Origin of the sequence: Desulfosediminicola ganghwensis (assembly GCF_005116675.2) — a bacterium.
In the GTDB taxonomy this organism is placed as follows: domain Bacteria; phylum Desulfobacterota; class Desulfobulbia; order Desulfobulbales; family Desulfocapsaceae; genus Desulfopila; species Desulfopila ganghwensis.
Window position 1 is genome coordinate 2,951,596 of the sequence record NZ_CP050699.1, and the last position, 19,359, is coordinate 2,970,954.

General features: G+C 47.1%; 15 protein-coding genes, 2 pseudogenes and 1 riboswitch. Of the genes and pseudogenes, 8 read left to right on the forward strand and 9 right to left on the reverse strand.

Annotation, left to right across the window (positions count from 1 at the left end):
- Nucleotides 1-16 precede the first annotated feature (16 nt).
- Nucleotides 17-727: an aspartate/glutamate racemase family protein gene (locus FCL45_RS12565; protein WP_136796565.1), complete on the reverse strand. Its 711-nt coding sequence runs from the start codon at nt 725-727 to the stop codon at nt 17-19.
- 72 nt (nt 728-799) lie between these two features.
- The gene (locus FCL45_RS12570; protein WP_136796566.1) at nt 800-2,029 is read right to left on the reverse strand and encodes a saccharopine dehydrogenase family protein; all 1,230 of its coding nucleotides are present in this window, start codon (nt 2,027-2,029) and stop codon (nt 800-802) included.
- Between the two features lie 313 nt (nt 2,030-2,342).
- Here FCL45_RS12570 and FCL45_RS12575 point away from each other — a divergent pair, with 313 nt between their 5' ends.
- On the forward strand, nt 2,343-3,008 hold the full coding sequence (locus tag FCL45_RS12575) for a GntR family transcriptional regulator (RefSeq protein WP_136796567.1): 666 nt from the start codon (nt 2,343-2,345) through the stop codon (nt 3,006-3,008).
- 224 nt (nt 3,009-3,232) lie between these two features.
- Here the strand turns inward: FCL45_RS12575 and FCL45_RS25295 are convergent, their stop codons facing one another.
- Both FCL45_RS25295 and FCL45_RS12585 read right to left on the reverse strand, forming a co-directional pair.
- Nucleotides 3,233-3,664, reverse strand: coding sequence for a tyrosine-type recombinase/integrase (locus FCL45_RS25295; RefSeq protein ID WP_420811217.1), 432 nt, complete (start codon nt 3,662-3,664; stop codon nt 3,233-3,235).
- 856 nt (nt 3,665-4,520) lie between these two features.
- Nucleotides 4,521-5,498, reverse strand: coding sequence for a hypothetical protein (locus FCL45_RS12585; protein ID WP_176360042.1), 978 nt, complete (start codon nt 5,496-5,498; stop codon nt 4,521-4,523).
- Nucleotides 5,499-6,321: 823 nt separating this feature from the next.
- Nucleotides 6,322-6,400: riboswitch (ZMP/ZTP riboswitch) on the forward strand.
- A gap of 53 nt (nt 6,401-6,453) precedes the next feature.
- Here FCL45_RS12585 and pflB point away from each other — a divergent pair.
- Together pflB and pflA are read left to right on the forward strand one after the other, a co-directional pair.
- Complete coding sequence (pflB, locus tag FCL45_RS12590) at nt 6,454-8,676, forward strand: formate C-acetyltransferase (protein ID WP_136796570.1); 2,223 nt, start codon at nt 6,454-6,456, stop codon at nt 8,674-8,676.
- 4 nt (nt 8,677-8,680) lie between these two features.
- The gene (gene pflA / locus FCL45_RS12595; RefSeq protein ID WP_136796571.1) at nt 8,681-9,382 is read left to right on the forward strand and encodes a pyruvate formate-lyase-activating protein; all 702 of its coding nucleotides are present in this window, start codon (nt 8,681-8,683) and stop codon (nt 9,380-9,382) included.
- Nucleotides 9,383-9,609: 227 nt separating this feature from the next.
- On the opposite strand, the gene pruA is transcribed toward pflA, so the two are convergent.
- From pruA to purE, 4 genes and pseudogenes are all read right to left on the reverse strand, one after another.
- Complete coding sequence (pruA, locus tag FCL45_RS12600) at nt 9,610-11,250, reverse strand: L-glutamate gamma-semialdehyde dehydrogenase (protein WP_136796572.1); 1,641 nt, start codon at nt 11,248-11,250, stop codon at nt 9,610-9,612.
- Nucleotides 11,251-11,869: 619 nt separating this feature from the next.
- Nucleotides 11,870-12,148, reverse strand: a pseudogene (locus FCL45_RS12605) (transposase); the annotation flags it as partial.
- A gap of 414 nt (nt 12,149-12,562) precedes the next feature.
- A complete protein-coding gene (locus tag FCL45_RS12610; protein ID WP_136796574.1) occupies nt 12,563-13,159 on the reverse strand; it encodes a carbonic anhydrase in 597 nt (198 codons plus the stop codon).
- A gap of 113 nt (nt 13,160-13,272) precedes the next feature.
- Nucleotides 13,273-13,815, reverse strand: coding sequence for a 5-(carboxyamino)imidazole ribonucleotide mutase (gene purE / locus FCL45_RS12615; protein WP_136796575.1), 543 nt, complete (start codon nt 13,813-13,815; stop codon nt 13,273-13,275).
- Nucleotides 13,816-14,318: 503 nt separating this feature from the next.
- Here purE and nhaR point away from each other — a divergent pair.
- The 3 genes from nhaR (at nt 14,319) to FCL45_RS12630 (ending at nt 17,747) form a co-directional block, all read left to right on the forward strand.
- Entirely contained in the window at nt 14,319-15,326 is a 1,008-nt protein-coding gene (nhaR, locus tag FCL45_RS12620) for a transcriptional activator NhaR (RefSeq protein WP_228721322.1), read from the forward strand.
- Between the two features lie 228 nt (nt 15,327-15,554).
- The gene (locus FCL45_RS12625) at nt 15,555-16,358 is read left to right on the forward strand and encodes a transposase (RefSeq protein ID WP_420811234.1); all 804 of its coding nucleotides are present in this window, start codon (nt 15,555-15,557) and stop codon (nt 16,356-16,358) included.
- Nucleotides 16,359-16,871: 513 nt separating this feature from the next.
- The gene (locus tag FCL45_RS12630; protein WP_136796577.1) at nt 16,872-17,747 is read left to right on the forward strand and encodes a substrate-binding domain-containing protein; all 876 of its coding nucleotides are present in this window, start codon (nt 16,872-16,874) and stop codon (nt 17,745-17,747) included.
- A 311-nt stretch (nt 17,748-18,058) separates the two neighbouring features.
- On the opposite strand, the pseudogene FCL45_RS25300 reads toward FCL45_RS12630, so the two are convergent.
- A pseudogene (locus tag FCL45_RS25300) lies at nt 18,059-18,196 on the reverse strand (IS91 family transposase); the annotation flags it as partial.
- Nucleotides 18,197-18,319: 123 nt separating this feature from the next.
- Between FCL45_RS25300 and FCL45_RS12635 the strand changes: the two are divergent.
- Together FCL45_RS12635 and FCL45_RS12640 are read left to right on the forward strand one after the other, a co-directional pair.
- On the forward strand, nt 18,320-19,123 hold the full coding sequence (locus FCL45_RS12635; RefSeq protein ID WP_217907576.1) for a transposase: 804 nt from the start codon (nt 18,320-18,322) through the stop codon (nt 19,121-19,123).
- 1 nt (nt 19,124) lies between these two features.
- Complete coding sequence (locus FCL45_RS12640) at nt 19,125-19,313, forward strand: hypothetical protein (RefSeq protein WP_136796578.1); 189 nt, start codon at nt 19,125-19,127, stop codon at nt 19,311-19,313.
- The last annotated feature ends 46 nt before the right edge of the window (nt 19,314-19,359 follow it).

Sequence of the window (19,359 nt, forward strand, 5' to 3'; positions counted from 1 at the left end):
CTTTCTTTTTTTGAAATTAAGTGGAAAATGAATCATGAATCAATGAAACCATCGTCGATAGGTCATACACCTGCAGACCGACAGCTTTTCGAACTGCATTCGCAAAAGGTGGGAGATCCGTACATTCCAATAAGATTGCTCCCGCGTCCGGATGGTCCTCTTTTGCAGTAACAGCAAGTGAAACGATTTCCTTTTCCACTTTTTCTATTGAAAGAGGCTGGTCAGGAGAACGACTGATCTTGCTCCATTCCGGCATCTCGTCCATACCATAGATTTCAATTCCACGCATATCTGCGACTCCGATTGCCTGGAAATGTTCCTGTTTTAGGTCCTTCTTTGAGGCGGTGATAACCAGTATTTTTCTTCCGCCGAGCGAAATGCGGATAAACGGTATCTGCATCAGGGCTGAAGTGAAGACAGGAACTTTGAGAACAGCAGCCAGTTCTTGCTGAAAAATTGCGTTAAATCCGCAACTTGTAATAATTGATTTCACTCCTTGCTCTATCATGGTTTCTGCAGCTTCCACCATGGGACCGATGAGAGCCGTATCGGGGGAAACCAGGACCGACTGGTAGTTTGCTCCCTTTACTCTCTTAAAAAGAACTGGGAAGGAGTAGGTCAACGGATTGGTGCTGTTGCCAGGAAGGCTTTCCAGCTGCTCCAGTCCTTTCGGATTACTTCCCCCTTCCCAGCAAAGAACTCCGAGAAAAGGTTTTTGGGAGTTCATTTATCTATATCCTCCAAAATGTATAGGTTGAATGGCTATCATACGTCATGAGATAACGTACCCATAAGCCAATCAGGGGTTGAGTTGTCCGTCCCAATCGTTCACAGTTTTTGTAAATTTAATTCCCCGTTTGTCCAACTCGCTAAAGTAGTGGTCGAGGGGAACCTCCATCGGCATCGTTCTTCCAGACTTCTCTAATTTTCCATCCAGAATCATCATGGAACCGATGGCCATTGGGAACCCGACGGTTTGTTGCATTGCGGAGAATCCGGATTCATGATCATGTAAAACGATGGATTGCATCAGAACCTGTTTAGGGGAGCCATCAATCAACCCTCTGCCGTCGACACGCAGGAGAGCAACATCGCTTTCATCATTTTGATAGTAAAACTGTTGTTGGTTACCTAAGAGAGCGGCGCAAAATTCGTCTGGCTTAACTTGCTGGTCGCCAACCTGGATTGATTCGCTGCTCAGAAAGCCGCAACGAGCCATTCTTTCCCAGAATGCACCGTGCCCAGGCCAGCGGCAAATGTAGCGCCCCATACTCTTAACAGTTTTTCCTATCCCAAAATGGTCTACGTACTGTGTGGAGTTGCCGTTATAGAAACACTCAAGTGTGTCGCCTAAACCCGGGAGATCAAGGTTGTGGGTATTCTTTGGCGAGAACATGGCATCGGCTTCAATTTCGCAAATTTGATTGTTATCGAGGTACCGTGCAGGACGAAGGTGGGAACGAATCACTCCAATAACAGACCAGGTAAATTTGTACCGTAACGGGTTGTTTGCCGATTGCAATTCCGGAAAGCCTGCCCCGTAGGAATGGAGGGCATGAACTTCATCGAACGAGTTTACTATCATTTGGCCCATAGCAAGGTCTACTCCAGGGTCCATACCGAATTCTTCCAGGATTATAAGGCCTTCTTGCCGGGCTTTTTGGTCAAGACTGTCCAGTCGTTCTGCAAATCCTGGCTGATTTGCGTAAGCCGGATTATTGATATAGCTTGAAGTTATGGCATGACAACCGCATTCAATGGCAAGCTCAACCATCGGAAGTGTCAAGTGGGGAGGGAAAAATTCTATAACCAGTGAGGCGGGGGAGAGGAGTTCACGGATTTTTCCCAGATCTTTACCGTCGATCTGGTACCCTCGAACCCTGCTGTCATCAATTGCGCTGAGATCATCAAGAAATCCCTCGTAACAGTCGACAACACTCAGTTCGTTGAAATCACCGTATTTGATAAGATCATATACGCAGGCTTTTCCCTGCATTCCATAGCCTAGAAGAACAATTTTTCGTTCCATTGTTTAAGACTCCTTCAGGTTGAAACCATATACGAAAAACATATTTACACGGAAATTCAGTTGCGTTTAGTAGCGTCTGGACTTATGTATGAATAAATAAATACATAAATGAATGCAAGAGAAAAAACATTTTTGAATGGATGATTTTTGAAATTGCTCGTATAGAGGGTGTAAGTATATGAGATTACGAGCGTGATTTATTAGTGACGAACTCTTCTGGAAAGATTTGATTTGATATCAGGAGAGGAAATCTGTAAGTATCTGTTTTACATTCAGCTTTCTTCCTAAAATCAAAGAAGCACACACAGGTAATATGGTTAGCACGAACAGCAAGACAAGCAGTGAGGATCTGGCGTATGCTGAAATCCTCAGACTCATCTATGAACGCAAGTTTGTTCCAGGAGATTTTCTCCAGGAAGAATATCTCTCCCGTACCCTTGGCATGAGCAGGACTCCAATCAATCGGGCCCTGTCACGAATGAATGTTGAGGGAATCCTTGAACGGAAAAAGAAGAAAGGCTGTTATATCCCGGTGGTTCCCTTAAATGAGGGACGGAAGCTGTTTAGTCTCAGGGCGATGATCGAGGGGCAGGTGGCCTGGGAGGCTGCTCATGTCTGTCCTGCGGAGAATCTGGAAAAATTGTATGCAATTAACCAGAAAGACAGACAGGCACTGGATGAGAAAGATGATGCCACATACTACTTGGCAAATCGTGATTTCCATTTCTTGCTTGCAGAGTCTGCTAATAACCGATATCTGGAGCGTGTCTGCAAGCAGCTGTTTCATCAGGCTTCAATATACATTTTTTTCTATGACTCGTTTTATACATCTCCAAAGGAGAGTATTTTCCACACGCCGGAACAACATGAAGCCATTCTTTGTTGTATTAGAGAGAGGGATGCTGAAGGGGCTAAGGTTGCAATGCAAGAGCATATCATCCACACGATGAAAATGTTTGATATTCAAAACAGCCGCTAGTGTTTTGTCGATTTTTGAGGCTGGATTAAGCAGGCAGGTAAAGATGCTGAATTTATTTACATCGTTACCCAAAATTGCTGCGGCCCCAAAAAGGAGCATAATCAAGGAAGCATGAACCAGTGATTGGCAGAGGCAAGGCTATGGAACTTCACCAATCTCTAATATTGATGTATCTACTGTTGCTCCAAACGGGCGAGGACCGCTACTCGCCCGTTGAGGCATACCTATCCATAAAGTGTTTCGATCCACCTGATCGCTTCCGTGTCATTCACCTTCCCGAGATACCGCTGAGTAGTTGAAAGATCAGTATGCCGCAGGATTACCTTGCTGACAATTTCTATAGGAGTTCCCGATCTTGAGGCATACGTTGCTGCATGGCGTCGAAGATCATGTGGTCGCAGTTCTATGTTGACCATCTTGCCAGCCTTTTTAACCATCGACCAGGCGGTGACATAGGAAATGGGAAATATACGGTCATTGCTCTCTATATCCATGGCATTTGCATAAGCTGTTAACCTTACCAAGATTTTCCGTGGAACATAAACCGTCTCGCCAACTCGACCACTTTTGGGATTTTGGATAGTCAGATTTCTCTCTTGGATGTCCGCTGGTGTGAGATTCAAAACCTCGCCTACTCTCATCCCACCCCTGGCCATCAATTCAAGTATGAGTCTATTCCGAACGCTTGTAGTCCTGAAGATGATCTCATCAACCGTCTCCTTGTCTATGATATTCCATTGTACCGCCTGCGGTCGTCTAAAGATCTTCCTGATGACTGAACTATTGCAGGGGTTAGTGAGGGCAGGAAATCCGGTATTAATACTGAAGTTATAAAAGGATGCTAAAACGGAGTACCGGTTTCGCTTGGTTGCTTGGCGATTGTTCTTGGTAAGTGAAAGGAGAAAATCAAGAACCTCTTCCTGGGAGATGCTGGCGAGATCACGTTGACCAAATTGCGAAGAAAATCTGTGGAGAACGAATTCACATGTCTTTATGGTATTTTTTTTTCGAGTTGGCTCTGTGGTACTGCAGATGGAAATCTACCGCTTGGGAAACTTTCATGGTGCGCCTCCTGTGGTTGGGGTTGCATGAGCGATCTGCTCACACTGTAGTATACAACACCATGATGGGGATAGGTCCTCGGGAGACGCTACAGACTCAGGAAACATCTTTAGCGAGAAAGGCCGGAAACTGACGACGGCTGCCAGTGGTAAGGTCCTGCTTCGGGCTGCACGATACTGTCGTGTAACCTTGCATAGCACCTGACAACATACCAAGAACAGCCCATTGCATAGGTAACTAATATCACATTTAAATCTATCTGCTTGAACGGCACGTCTGTTTGCTGTCAATTCGGCAGCAGAGCCTGATGGATGCTTCCGAACCAGAAAGCGTATCACCCGTTATTAAGACGAAACCTGATTACCCGACATTGATAGGCTTTTTGAATGCCTATATGACTGATTCTACATCACCAGATCTCAGGGCCATGTCGGGTAACCACCGTACTCTTTAATAAAGGGCAATAGTAAACTGTAAACCACCGGCAAAACCGTAGAGATCAGCTTCTTCAAGATCCAGAACACCATCTTCAGGATACATCCAAGGGTAACCACCATAGTTGACATCTGGCACAGAAGAGAGATATTGGGCAACTGCGTAGAAACCAAGCGTAACTCCAGGCGAGACTTTATAATCTACGGTTAACTTCAGATCCGCGCCATAGGCGCTCTCATCCGCTTCGAGTTGTCTGTAACTTTCCCCCCAAGAACTATCTTCATAATAGGCCTTATAATCTGTCGAAGAGCTATAAGCTGAGACGGAAAAAATAAGCGAACCACTCCAATTTTCCTTGTAACTGCCGGTAATGGAAACCCCAGCAACACCGCCCCAATATGAAGTGGTGACATCCTCTTCTAAAGAGCAATTGTGCGAGAAATCTGGCATAGATCCTGAGATAGATCCTGAGAATGAGTTGCGCAGATCGAGATAGCGCCAGGAAGGGCCTATAAAAACTGTCGCATTCCAATCTTTTTTCAGGTCATAAGTAGCACCGATGGTAGCCTCCAGGCGAGACATGGTGGCTTTGCGATCAATGGATGCCACAAGTGTATTCTCATTGTAGGGAACTCCATAACCAGCTTGGTTAGAAATACTTACCCATCCGTACCTGTAAGGTGAATCGGGGGTCCTTTCCCGTACTCCACCGTCATTGGTTGAAACACTCGTAATCTCTCCGCGGAGATTGAAGTCCAACTGTTTGGCACCCATGAGCTTTGTATCTCTACGGTAACCAAATGCCCCGGTAAACTGAATACCACCCAGGTCGTCATCTCCATAATCGACAGGACGGATTTGTCTCCAATCATCAGACTGTATTTTAAAGAATTGTGTTTCAGGTAAATTCAGCAACGATGCACCGACTGAAATATCTGTGTAATATTCCTGAGCCGCTGCAGAACCTGTCATACCCAGCACAAAAAATGCCACAGTCAAAGCAGATCTGCTTTGGAGCAGAAGTCGCCCCTTTTCCATCACGAACCCCCTAAAAAATGATGATACTCAATTACTCTTTTGGTCAGCTTTCCCCAAACTGACATTCCCAAAAAGAACCACTGTATACAAACAGTCAATATCTAACAATTATTAATCGTTATTACAATGACTTAAATGGTCAACGTGTAGAGGGTATATATTGAAAGTGTAGAGATATAGGTATCTTCATCGTCTCTCAATATTTTTCCCTGCCCCTCGTTGTTTCCCGCGCTATTTTGAGCTTCGCTGACGATCGATTCTACTTTCAAATCAGTCATGAGATGTGGGTTGAGATTGCCAACATAAAACACGTCATCGGTCAATCATGTCCATGTATGAGATGTCTACTGTTAATCTTTTAAAAGATCGGCAGCCAAGTTTGATTGACATCTGAGGCTAGGAGTCTGTCGGACTGACCACTTTAAGGCTCTGAGAATCGCATAATTCGATATCAGAGTCCAATAGGAGTCCACGGATTAAAGTAGAAAAAGGCTAAAGTCCGACAGCCTCCTAGGAAGAGTCTGCTCGAATCCAGCTTTGTATCTTATTTCTGATGAAATGCATAATCCTTGGGCGTTAAAAAGGGTCAGAGTTAAATGAAACAAGATGACCGCTTGATATCACTCTGATACTTTTAGTGCATAGCATTAACTGTGTCTGCTATGTTCCCGTTGTTGTGTCAAAAAAAATGCTAATTCATTTCCGGGCGAACAAATGACTTCCTGCTTGACAATGAAATTGAGCTTGTTTACACTAGCCCACCTACAACAAATGAATAAAACAATCACATGACTGGCGGAAGTGGATAACCACATGGGAGTGTGATTGAAGATATGCCGACCGCCTGGGCAACAGTCCAGGCGGTTTTGTGTTTTTTTGCCGGACTGTAAACCATTGGAATTGAAGAATTATGAACAATTCATGGAATGGTTTTGTGCCGGGAATTTGGCAGGAAACCGTAGACGTCCGCTCATTTATCCAGCTCAATTATTCCCCATATTCGGGGGATAGTTCCTTTCTCGATTCAGCCACCGAGCAATCTGAGAAACTTTGGGGCCAGTGCCAGGCTCTTCTCAAAAAAGAACTGCAGCAGGGTGTTCTTGATATCGATACAACACGCATTTCGGGAATAGACAATTTTGAACCGGGGTACATCGATGCAGAGAATGAACTCATTGTCGGTCTGCAGACCGATGCACCGCTCAAGCGAATACTCAACCCCTTTGGTGGGATGCGTATGGCAGCAGGGGCCTGTGAGGCTTATGGCTATACTCCTTCCAAAGAAATTTCCTCAATTTTTCAGTATAGAAAGACCCATAATGAGGCCGTTTTTGCGGCCTATACCCCAGCTATGCGACGGGCCAGAAGTGCCGGTCTGCTGACGGGTTTGCCTGATGCCTACGGGCGAGGCAGGATTATTGGGGATTATCGCCGGGTACCGCTCTATGGCACGGATTTTCTGATTGCCGAGAAAAAGCGTGATCTGGATAATCACGAAGGCCCAATGGATGGCTCCAGGGTGGTAGAACGCGAAGAACTCTCCACGCAGATTAGTGCCTTAAAGGAACTGGCACAGATGGCCGCTCGATATGATTGCGATATCACCAGGCCGGCGTCTACTGCGAAAGAGGCGGTGCAGTGGCTCTATTTGGCCTATCTTGCAGCCGTGAAGGAGAATAACGGCGCGGCAATGTCCCTGGGGCGTGTGAGTACTTTTCTGGATATCTATATTGAAAGGGACCTCAAAGCCGGTCTGATTACCGAAACCTTTGCCCAGGAACTCATCGATCAGCTTGTCATGAAGCTGCGGTTGGTTCGCCATTTACGAACACCGGAGTATAACCAGCTTTTCGCAGGAGATCCAAACTGGATAACCGAGGCAATCGGCGGCATGGGAAATGATGGCCGCACTCTGGTAACCAAAACATCCTACCGGTTTCTGCACACTCTGGATACTTTGGGCCCCAGCCCGGAACCGAATATGACCGTCTTGTGGTCAAAACATCTGCCTGCGGAGTTCAAGCAATATTGTTCGGAACTCTCTATCCGCACGGACGCACTGCAGTATGAAAGCGATGAACTGATGCGGCCACTTTATGGTGATGATTACGCTATCGCATGTTGTGTCTCAGGGATGACGATCGGTAAAAACATGCAATTTTTCGGTGCTCGCTGCAACCTGGTAAAGGTGCTGCTTTACGCCATAAATGGTGGTGTTGATGAGGTGAGCGGCAAAAAGGTGGTCGAGGGGCTGGAACCCATCGAAGGTGACTCTCTCGATTTTGAGACGGTATGGGGCAAGCTTTGCCTCTCCATTGAAAAGATTGCAGAGCTCTATGTTGATACCATGAACATCATCCACACCATGCATGACCGGTATGCCTATGAAGCAAGTCAGATGGCACTGCATGACACCAAAGTCGACAGGCTGATGGCATTTGGCGTTGCCGGATTGTCCATTGTCGCAGATTCCCTGAGTGCCATGAAGTATGGCAAGGTGAAGGTTATACGGGAGGGCTCGCTTGCCAAAGGGTATGAGGTAAGCGGTGAGTTCCCGTTTTTTGGCAACGACGACGATCGGGTTGACGATCTGGCTGTCAAGCTGGTGGAAAAAATGTCGGCAGCGTTAAAGAAGCGGCCTGCCTATCGCGGCGCAAAACATACCCTTTCCGTTCTCACCATTACTTCAAATCTGGTCTATGGCAAGATAACAGGTGCTACGCCGGACGGCAGAAAGGCAGGAGAGCCTTTTGCCCCGGGTGCCAACTCCATGCATGGCAGGGAACTGAACGGTTCGCTGGCCTCTCTCAATTCTGTGGCAAAACTTCCCTATACCGACGTGTGTGAGGATGGCATCTCCAACACCTTTACCATTGTACCGCAGACACTGGGCAAAGATTTGCAGGCCAGAAAAGCGCATCTTACCGCCATTCTTGACGGCTATTTCGAGCAGGGTGGACATCATATCAATGTCAATGTGCTGGACAGGGATACGCTGAAAAAGGCCATGGACAACCCCGATGAGTACCCGAATCTGACAATACGGGTTTCAGGGTATGCGGTGCATTTTAACCGGTTGACCCGGGAACAGCAGCTTGAAGTGCTGCAGAGAACCTTTCATACAGCAATGTGACCCCATGCACGGCTACATTCATTCCATAGAGACCATGGCGCTCCATGACGGGCCGGGAATTCGCTTTGCGGTGTTTTTCCAGGGGTGCGGCTTGCGTTGCATCTATTGCCATAATCCGGATACCTGGCAGTTCAGCAAAGAGAACACGGTCTCGGCCGAGGATCTGTATGCGAAAACCCTTCGCTACAGATCCTACATGGAAAATTCCTCTGGCGGGGTGACCTGCACTGGCGGGGAGCCATTGATGCAGCCTGAATTTTTATTGAAGTATCTTCGTCTTTGCCGGGATGGAGGGTTGCATACTGCCATAGATACTTCAGGCGTGGGGCTTGGCGCTTATGAAGAGATTTTGGAAGTGACGGATCTGGTGCTGCTTGATGTGAAGGCAGTCTCAGCCGACGGCTTTCAGCAGCTCACAGGAGTTCCAATGGCCAAGGCCGAACCTTTTTACAGGGCTCTTGCCAATAGCGGGACCTCAGTAAGAATACGGCATGTGCTCGTACCGGGTGTAAATGACAGTGATGAGAATATTGAAAAGCTGCAAAAGTTTATCCAAAGGTTCCCAGCTGTGGAGCAGGTGGAGCTTCTTGCATATCACACCTTGGGTGTTTCCAAGTACGAGCATATGAAACGTCCCTATCCTTTTGAGGGTGTCGAGCCGTTATCGAAAGAAAGACTGAAGTACTTCCAGTCCTTTTTTGATTAAATAATGAGGATTCGGGTGGGGCTGTATGGTGGCTCATAAGACATTTAAGCAAAATCTCAAAAGCACTGTGAAGTTGGCAGAAAAAGAAGATTGAGCAAGTTTTTGTCGTGGTATTTTGGGTTTGATCAAAAATGCAAACATGTGTAAGGGATGAGCTGACCGAGGGCACCTCATCCCTTAACTGCTTTTTAGTTCGGAATCATAAAAAGTATCACAAGAGTCAACGGCTACTCCTCTCCCATAAATGGATAGGCGAAACTTTCTGGCGGAACGAAGGTTTCCTTCACGGTCCGTGCTGACACCCAGCGAAGCAGGTTGGCCATGGAGCCAGCCTTGTCGTTGGTGCCTGAAGCCCTGCCACCGCCAAAAGGCTGTTGGCCAACCACTGCGCCGGTAGGCTTGTCGTTAATGTAGAAATTGCCTGCTGTGTGTTCGAGTTGGTGCATGGCGGTACTGACAGCTGCACGGTCTTGCGAGAAGATCGCCCCGGTCAAAGCATACGGTGAGGAACTGTCACAGAGCTTGAGGGTTTCTATGAAAGCGTCGTCTTCATAAACATAGATGGTCAGTACGGGGCCAAAAATCTCTTCGACCATAGTTTTGAAATGCGGGTCTGTAGCGAGAATGACCGTTGGTTCGATGAAATAGCCCACGGATTTATCGCATTTCCCACCGATGATGATTTCGCCTCCCTGACTGTCACGGGCAAAATCGATGTATGAGGAAATGGTATCAAAGGCTTTCTCGTCGATGACCGCCCCTGTGAAATTGCGGAAATCTGTAGGTGGCCCCATCTTGATTTGTGACATCTCTTCACGAAGACCTGCCTCGACAGCAGGCCAGAGTGAGCTAGGAATATAGGCACGGCTGGCTGCAGAGCACTTCTGTCCCTGATATTCAAAAGCACCACGCACAAGGGCGGTAACAAGCGATTTAACCTCGGCGCTTTTATGGGCGAATACGAAATCTTTACCACCGGTTTCGCCTACCAGGCGGGGATAGGACTTGTAGCTGGCGATATTTTCACCGATGGTTCGCCACATTCCCTGGAAGACCTTGGTGGAACCGGTGAAATGCACCCCGGCAAGGTTGGGGTCGGCAAGCACAGGGTCGCCGACGGTTGCCCCGGAGCCTGGGACGAAATTGATAACTCCCGGTGGTAAACCAGCCTCTTCAAGAATTTCCATGATCAGGTAAGGGGTATAAACAAGAGACGATGCTGGTTTCCAGACTACGGTGTTGCCCATTATTGCCGGGGCGGTCGGTAGGTTACCGGCGATGGCGGTGAAGTTGAAGGGGGTGACTGCGAAGACAAAACCCTCCAGTGGGCGGTATTGGCAGTAGTTCCAAACTCCTGTTGAAGATTCCGGCTGCTTTTCATATATCTCCTGAGCAAAAGCAACGTTAAAGCGGAGGAAATCGATGAACTCGCAGGCGGCATCAATTTCAGCCTGAAAGGCATTCTTGCCACCGGCGAGCATGGCACCTGCGTTAAGTTTTGCTCTGTACTTACCGGCAATAAGTTCAGCCGCTTTCAAAAAGATGGCGCATCGTTCTTCCCAGCGGAAGGCCTGCCATTGTTTTTGGGCTGCGAGAGCGGCATCAATAGCCATCTTCACTTCTTTTGCTCCGGCCTTATGGTAGGTCGCGAGCAGATGATTATGGTCATGGGGCATTACTGCTTTCCCTGTATTGCCGGTGGTGATGCGTTTTCCGTCGATGATCAATGGGATCTCAAGTTGCTGTGAGCTGGCCTCTGCGAGGGCTTCTTTAAGTCTCTGCCTCTCCGGACTGCCAGGAGCGTAGTCTAGAATAGGTTCGTTTATCGCTGTTGGAATATTGATCACTGCATTATTTAGTAGGGTCATTACTGCTTGCCTCCGTGGAAAGGTGTGCTCGCCGTTCGATGACGACAGGGAAGGTGGATTTAATGATTGTATGCATATGATGGATGCAACATTTTGATACAACTTGCATCTTTGGTTAGAGATAGTCAAACTCTGGATGAAAACTTCCTAGGAATAACCATAAATACCTAACATTTTTGGTGGAAAGATGGGGGCTATGCCGGGGTGAGAATAGGGGACGTGCCACGGTTTCCGCTCTGATCGCCTGCAAGTCAGAAATCGACTTTCCGGCAGTAGAGGCGGTGTGACGCAAGCTTTACCCCTATGCCTAGATTGATTTTCACCGTTTCCTTAAAAGCTGGAGTCCCGGCTACTGGAAATTGAACACATACAGTGAACGAATTGCCCGGGATGTCGTTCGATTGTTGAATTGAAAAGGCGACGGGTCGTGTGCTTCTGTTTTATAAGAACAATTACCCTGAGTATCGAAAATATAATATGTTCAGGAATAAGCTGAACATAGCAATTCTATTTTTGGCTCGGACTTGCCAGTGAACATCTTGGCCCTGCCAACAGGTTCAGACAAGGTCCAAGATAGTTGGGAAGTGTCCTGTTTGTAGAATCAATCGTGGTCTACCCCGAATGGCGCTAACTTCATGTTCTCCTGGTTCTGCAGCACAGTTTCTTCATCACTCAGGGTCAACTTGTGCTTGATGATCATGGCACCTATCACCAGTCGCGCATCCTTGCCTGGTCGACCACTCTTGGGATCCATCGTTTGGTAGTAGCATCTGGCCAGGTCATCCCAAGGGATGATCCGGCTCCATTTCACCCATCGATTCTCCGGATTCAACTTGCCGCCAAAGGGCAGAATGAAACCATCCAGACCGAGTTGTTTGCTGCTCGTATATCGGATCATGTGCAAACCTTATATGGAATATGTGGTTGTATTCCTGCACATTATATCCAGAAAATTATTTTTTTTACTATCAATTACAGTTGGTTATCTTTTTCTGAGGAGAATCTAAATATTTCCAGCCCTGTAAGAAGAGGTATCTTGCAGCATACAGGGCCGGGTAGGATTAAAGGTTGGTCTTCTATATGTAAAGTTATCGATCAGCAACATGCTGCTCTGTCACCGATGACAACGAAATTATGAAAGTGAGCCCAGTGCCTGAATGCGTTTCCCAAGGGGCGGATGGCTGCGGCACAGCGTTTTCAGTCTGCCTTCACCGGAGCCATTCTGCTATCGGCGCTATAAAGCAGTCGTGTCACCTCGCGGATATCCATCTCGGCTGGCATCTGAATGACAGCTTATGTCCGACCTCAATGATTAAAGAAATTCTACTTTTCCGGACATAAGATCGTAGTAGGCGGGTACGATTTTCACTGCTCCGTTTTGCACCAATTCTGCAACAATTGGTTCTGACTGGGCTATTTTTACTGAAATCTGTCTGGCCAGTTCTTTGGATGCGTTGTTCACCAAGTCTCCTTCGGCCTCTTTTATATTCTTGATGGCAGTCTGGATAGCAGGGCCGAGTGTGGCAATGTGACCCTCAAGGGCTACGCCGCTGGCAACTGCCGAAATTGCCCCACAGCTCGAATGCCCCATGACGACAACAACAGGGGTGTGCAGGTGCTTGACCGCATACTCTATAGATCCCAGGGAATGATCTCCGATCACATTGCCTGCAACCCGTACGACGAAAAGATCACCCAAGCCCTGGTCAAAGATATCCACAGGGGGGACACGGGAGTCGGCACAGGTGAGGACGGTTGCTATCGGCTCCTGGCCTGCAGCCAGACTCTTACGGCTTTCTTCACAGTGGTTTGGATGTTCAAGTTTACCGGATATAAAACGTTTGTTACCATCTTTGAGGATCTGGAGAACCTCTTCAGCGGTGGGGCGTCCTGATTGTTCTTTTGTCATTTTCTTCATCGGTTTGAATATGGTTAATAAACGGTCTAAGCTGGAGACTTGTTTCTATCCGCTCCCATACGCTACCATGTTGCCTGAGCAGCATGGTAAGGCAGCTAAGTACCCTATGATTTTGAAGGATCTTCCTGTGTTGCTATTAGGTTGGAGGCCAGCAACTCCTGAGTCAGCTGTTCGGATTGCTTTTTGAGGGATCTCCGCGTGTTTTCCCTGAAATCCTCTAACCTTCCTTTTAATTCCGGATACTTAATCGAGAGGATGGAACATGCAAGATAGGCGCTGTTTTTGGCGCCGTCAACAGCTACTGTCGCCACAGGGATGCCTGGCGGCATCTGTACCGTTGAGTAGAGCGCGTCCTCACCATCCAAAGCTCCGGATGCCAGTGGCACACCGATTACGGGCAGGGTTGTATGGGCAGCGATGACACCGGCGAGATGGGCAGCCATGCCGGCACCGGCGATGATTACCTCGATACCGCGTCCTCTGGCGCTCCTCGCATATTCCGCTGTTTTATCGGGAAGGCGGTGAGCGGAGCTGATATCCATTTCAAACGGAACCCCCATCTCCTTTAAGACTTCAGCGGCTTTTTTCATGACGGGCACGTCCGATCCGCTGCCCAAAACGATTCCAACAATTGGTTCTTCTTTCATGGTTTATGGTCACTTATGATAATTTCGATGAATCGGTTGTAGTTGCGTACAACCTGTTAAGAGTGAGTCGTAGCAGATTACCCTCTACTTGATACAGGTTACCATTTCTCTCTACTGACATGAAACCTGGCAGGGAAAAAGCTTCGCCGGGGGGACCGGTTCCATTGAGGTTGCTCTTTCCTGCCAGGAGGGAGCTTGGAGTACGCATGCCAGAAAAAATCCATTATGCTTGCTGCATATGTTTGCCATGTATCAGAAAATGGGCTTTGATACTCATGGCATAGCCAACAGTTATGGCAGCCTGAATGCTCCGAATGCATTGACCGTAACAGATCCGAGATCGAGATACGCGAACTTGGAAACCATCGCCAGATACCCCTCAAGTAAAAGTCGAGAGCTCCGACACAGGGAATAATGCCGCAGGAGAAGCCCAGCGTATCCCATTCGGCCCGCGCCACCTTGGTGAAGATATCGAACGACACAAGCTGGCCGATGCATTCTATGTGAAAAATAAATCCCAAACCGATTTCGGTCAAATAGATAAATGTGTTATCATAATTCGTAAAAACCGAACTGTTGAGGTCTACATGGAATGGCTAAATTATCATCATCTGTTTTACTACTGGACTGTTATGCGTGAGGGAAGCATAACTGCAGCCAGTGAAAAACTCCGTCTGGCGCAGTCCACAATTAGCGCGCAGTTGGCAAAACTGGAAGAAAGCCTTGATGTCAAATTGACACAAAAAGTGGGGCGGAACCTGGAGCCTACAGATGCAGGACTGCTCGTTTTGAGATATGCAGATGAGATATTTCCACTGGGCCGGGAAATGATGGATTCGTTGAAAGGAGTCCCAGTCACTGGGCCATGGTCCTTAAGAGTTGGGGTCGTTGATGTGGTGCCAAAGCTTGTTGCCCAAAAGTTACTGGCGCCAATAAACAACTTGCCGGAAAAAGTCCGGTTGATCTGCCATGAAGGGAAAGACGAAAATCTTCTGGCCGAGCTGGCAATGCACAACCTTGATGTGGTCCTGACAGACACCCCCTTACGAACGGGGCTGAGCATTAAGGCCTACAATCACCTCTTGGGGGAGTGCGGTGTTTCTTTTTTGGGAACGCAAGAACTGGTAGAGCAACTACATGAGAAATTTCCATATTGCCTCAACAATGCCCCGATGCTGTTTCCCATGGCCATGAGCACCTTGCGGGGGATTCTTGACCAATGGCTAGACAAAATGGAGATCCAGCCTCTCATAGTTGGGGAGTTTGACGACAGTGCCCTCCTGAAGGTTTTTGGTCAAGCAGGTGATGGGATTTTTGTTGCCCCGACAGTTATCGAGAAGGAGGTGGTTCAACAGTACCAAGTTAAGCTCATTGGTCGGACGCGTGATATCAAAGAAAGATTTTATGCGATTTCAGTAGAACGAATTATCAAACATCCAGCAGTTGCAGCTATTTCGGAGGCTGCACAGCAAAAACTATTTTTTGATATCAAGCGAAAAAGAACAAAATGATATTGGCAGGTCGACCCTCTCAAGAGAATCCGTTACGGATATAGGCTGCTCATCTCAGGTCTCCGCGTATCGACACAATTGTCAGATGAGATCCGAGAGTGGGGTCGGGCCACGATAACACCCCGATATAGCGTCTTTGTCTCTTGAAAGAACATCGTGATTCAGGTTAATGTCTTGTTTTTCCGGGGAGAAAATCAAGATATTGAACTTCTTAGGACGAGACAAATTATGGCAAGAGCCAAAAGGCACTATCTACCTGGGCAGGTGTGGCACATCACTCATAGATGCCATAAGAAGGACTTTCTGCTCAAACTGAAAATGGATCGGCAGAGATGGCTCCACTGGCTTTACGAAGCCAGAAAGCGGTATGGTTTGACTATTCTAGATTATACAGTTACCTCAAACCATATACACCTGCTCGTATTTGATGATCAAGGGCGAGACGTCATCCCGCAATCGATTAAGTTGGTCGCTGGTAGAACAGGCCAGGAATACAATTCCAGAAAAAATAGGAAAGGAGCATTCTGGGAAGACAGTTATCACGCCACAGCCATCCAGACCAAACAGCATCTGCTACGTTGTATTGTGTATATTGATCTGAATATGGTGCGTGCTGGTGTTGTTTCCCATCCTTCGGAATGGCAATTTGGTGGATATAATGAGATTCAGAAGCCACGCAGAAAATGTGTTCTTATCGCGTATGAGAAGCTTGCTGAGCTTTCAGGGTTTTCGAGCTGTCATGCTTTTCAGAAGTCACATAAAGAATACGTTGATGAAGCTCTTTGCAATGTAGATCGAAGGCAAGCGTGGTGGAGTGAAAGCATAGCAGTTGGTGATGAATCTTTTGTGGAAATCATAAAACATCGATTAGGAATACGATCCAAAGGCCGCAAGGTCAAAGAAGCGGGAGAAAGTTACCAGCTTAGAGAGGATGCTGGAATATATATTGCCAATTCTGACCCGAAAAATTGTAATATAGACCGTTATATGACCTTATTGGCTGGGGACAATTACGTAAATACAGAGCAATAGCGTGGCCCGACCCTGGAAAGTGGAATATTGAATCTTCCAATTTATTTTTGATTTTATCCCTCAATACAATTCGATGAATATCCTGGGACTCAGGAATGCGCAATTTTCTGCTATAGGTTTGTAACTGATAAAAAGATATAAAAGCACGTTCTACTGTTACTATTCCGGACCTCTTTTATTTTTTAGGTACCCCAAGATATTGTGGTTTGAAGTATTTATCCAAAAGTTGCGATTTCTCCAACATATCGGTAGTTTTGAAGTCCTGAAAAACCTGCGATATTCAATTTTAATCACAACTTTTAAGGGTGAATTATAGCCTATAGATTTGACCTTTTTATTGCCTCAAAGCCGCATTTTTAGGGCCTTTGGTTTGACACCAGATTTAAATTTGCGATACGGTTCAGATATCCATATTATACCTGAAATTTTGCTGATTTTTGGATTATCTCAATATACATGACATTTTTGTGAAGTTGTGCCACTGGCAAGAAATCAACAAAGGAGACGCGAAAAATGGCAAGAGAGCTTCGATTCATCATTATCCCGAAAGTCGCACATCCCTGGTTCGACGAGGTACACAAAGGTGCGCGAGCTCAGGCCGAAGTCCTAAGTCGTGAGCTTGGTGTCGAGATTGTGGTCGACTATATGCCACCATCAATTGCCGACGTAGTCGAGCAGAACGCGATGCTGGAAAAAGCTGCCAGGAGTCGCCCGAGTGGCATTGCTGTAGATCCGGTTGACGCAGTAGGCCATATGACGGCGATCAACCGCATCAGGGATCAGGGCATTCCGATGGTTCTTTTCGACTCACCATCGCCAGACGCCAGCATGACCAGCATTGGCAACGATTTTGCCCAGCAGGGGATCATTGCGGCCGAGCGCCTCGTCAAGCTACTTGGGGGAGCTGGCAAAGTGGCGTTGATGCAGGGATATCCCACGGCACCAAACCACAAAGAACGATACGAAGCCCAGATGGCTGTTTTAAGGAAGCATCCCCGTATAACTGTTTTAGACGGTGGCACTGACAATGACGACATTGAGACCGCTCGCCAACAGGCTTCGACTGTTCTCGAAGCGCATCCCGACCTGAGCGGTTACTTGTGCTGCGATGCTTCCGGTTCGATAGGCATAGCAACCGCCATTAAGAAGGCTGGAAGGGCCGGCAAAGTAAAAGTAGTCAGCATGGATGGAATTAAGCTCATACTCGATGCCATTAAAGAAGGCGTGATCGAGTCCTCCTCAGCAACCATCCCGAAAATGCAGGGTTCGATGTCCGTCCTGATGCTGTGGCAAGCATCGCTGGGCGTTCAGATGCCTCAGGCTGTTGATACAGGCATTGACTTGATTACGCAGGACGACGTGGATATATATCTGGCTGGTGCAGTCTAAAGACCCGATACCGCATGGCTGCCCCTCCACGCAACTTAGCCATTGAGTGTAAAAAGCTCATGCCTAACGAATAAGGATAGATTGTGATCGCAAAGCGATCCACAATCTTATCCGTGGTTGAACAAGCCCGGCTTTTCTCCTAAGGAAATATCTTTTGAAAGTAATTACCCTGGAAGGGGGCCTTGAATTCTAGCTGTAATTATAGAGCATAGTTATCCCTTCACCTGACAAGGTGTGAAAGAAACAGATTGTTTTCATAGACTGCATTACCTCCTGCTGAATTTATGTGAGAGCAGCGTCCAGGCAAATCATTATCCTGATCTGCCGTAGTCGAATCGAAAGCGTATCACCAGCATAGCCGCCTTGCATTTTGGGCAGGAATACTTTGGCCTTTGCCGCTGTTTTGGCACTATTGGGGTAAAGACATGCAGTATAGGTGAGAGTGGGGTCGGGCCACGATAACACCCCGATATAGCGTCTTTGTCTCTTGAAAGAACATCGTGATTCAGGTTAATGTCTTGTTTTTCTGGGGAGAAAACCAAGATATTGAACTTCTTAGGACGAGACAAATTATGGCAAGAGCCAAAAGGCACTATCTACCTGGGCAGGTGTGGCACATCACTCATAGATGCCATAAGAAGGACTTTCTGCTCAAACTGAAAATGGATCGGCAGAGATGGCTCCACTGGCTTTACGAAGCCCGAAAGCGGTATGGTTTGACTATTCTAGATTATACAGTTACCTCAAACCATATACACCTGCTCGTATTTGATGATCAAGGGCGAGACGTCATCCCGCAATCGGTTAAGTTGGTCGCTGGTAGAACTGGCCAGGAATACAATTCCAGAAAAAATAGGAAAGGAGCATTCTGGGAAGACCGTTATCACGCCACAGCCATCCAGACCAAACAGCATCTACTACGTTGTATTGTGTATATTGATCTGAATATGGTGCGTGCTGGTGTTGTTTCTCATCCTTCGGAATGGCAATTTGGTGGATATAATGAGATTCAGAAGCCACGCAGAAAATGTGTTCTTATCGCGTATGAGAAGCTTGCTGAGCTTTCAGGGTTTTCGAGCTGTCATGCTTTTCAGAAGTCACATAAAGAATACGTTGATGAAGCTCTTTGCAATGTAGATCGAAGGCAAGCGTGGTGGAGTGAAAGCATAGCAGTTGGTGATGAATCTTTTGTGGAAATCATAAAACATCGATTAGGATTACGATCCAAAGGCCGCAAGGTCAAAGAAGCGGGAGAAAGTTACCAGCTTAGAGAGGATGCTGGAATATATATTGCCAATTCTGACCCGAAAAATTGTAATATAGACCGTTATATGACCTTATTGGCCTGGGATAATTGCGTAAATACAGAGTTATAGCGTGGCCCGACCCTGGAAAGCGACATCGGCGATGGATACCAAAGCGCTCCGCTATTATTACCGAACACAGTACAACAGCCGCCTACGCGTGATTGACTTGAAGGCTGTTGATTTTGGCAAAGACAATATCACTTACGTGCCGATGGATCTCGAAAAGGGGCAGGATTTCCAAAAAGTGGTTATCCCGTAATATTATATAGCATGAGGGTGATTCCGGCCGCTCAATCGGTTTGGCT